The sequence below is a fragment of the Streptomyces viridiviolaceus genome (assembly GCF_014650995.1).
GTDB lineage: Bacteria > Actinomycetota > Actinomycetes > Streptomycetales > Streptomycetaceae > Streptomyces > Streptomyces viridiviolaceus.
Window position 1 is genome coordinate 1 of sequence record NZ_BMWA01000146.1, and the last position, 512, is coordinate 512.

1 protein-coding gene is annotated in these 512 nt (G+C 37.5%); it reads left to right on the forward strand.

Annotated elements, in window-relative coordinates:
• Positions 1 to 187 precede the first annotated feature (187 nt).
• Positions 188 to 512 (forward strand): hypothetical protein (locus tag IE260_RS43585; protein WP_506005125.1); only part of this gene is annotated, 325 nt, incomplete at its 3' end.

Consider the following 512-nt stretch of genomic DNA (forward strand, 5'->3'; position numbering starts at 1 on the left):
TTGTTTGGTCTGATTCTTTTAATAGGGTTAGCGCTGATTGTTTTAGGGGTGTCTTTTAGCAGTGTTTTAGGAGGGTTTTGTTTAGGGGCGTTAGGGGCTTGTTTTTCCATAGGGATTTATTTGAGCGTGTTTCAAAAAATCTAAGCGAACGGCTTAAAAGAATGAAAATTTTATCAAGGTTTTAATATTGGATTTAAAGGTATTATTGCAACGGATTGTTGATTTTTTCATCAAGCTCAATAAAAAGCAAAAAATCGCCCTAATCGCAGCGGGGGTTTTAATCACCGCTTTGCTTGTGTTTTTATTGCTCTATCCTTTTAAAGAAAAAGACTACGCGCAAGGGGGCTATGGGGTTTTATTTGAAAGATTGGACTCTAGCGATAACGCTTTAATCTTACAGCACCTCCAGCAAAACCAAATCCCTTATAAAATCTTAAAAGACGACACCATTCTTATCCCTAAAGATAAAGTGTATGAAGAAAGGATCACGCTGGCTTCTCAAGGGATCCCTA